Source organism: Janthinobacterium sp. NKUCC06_STL, assembly GCF_019345455.1.
Classification (GTDB): domain Bacteria; phylum Pseudomonadota; class Gammaproteobacteria; order Burkholderiales; family Burkholderiaceae_D; genus Janthinobacterium; species Janthinobacterium rivuli.
In genome coordinates this window covers 1-223 of sequence record NZ_JAHKQY010000061.1, presented here as the reverse complement: position 1 = coordinate 223, position 223 = coordinate 1, and the positions used below count along the sequence as shown (strand labels likewise).

The window sequence follows — 223 nt, the reverse complement described above, 5'->3', positions numbered from 1 at the left end:
CGAACCAACGACCCCCGCGTTATCAACACGGTGCTCTAACCAGCTGAGCTACAGCCCCAAATGCTGTTCTTTATATTAACAGCCGATAAGTGTGAACATTTGATGCGTGAATCATTTCTGATTCGTGCAAACTCTAGAAAGGAGGTGATCCAGCCGCACCTTCCGATACGGCTACCTTGTTACGACTTCACCCCAGTCACGAATCCTACCGTGGTAAGCGCCC

At 50.2% G+C, this 223-nt stretch carries 1 rRNA gene; it reads right to left on the bottom strand.

Annotated elements, in window-relative coordinates:
- Positions 1 to 137 precede the first annotated feature (137 nt).
- A 16S ribosomal RNA gene (locus tag KO539_RS30010) occupies positions 138 to 223 on the bottom strand; the annotation flags it as partial.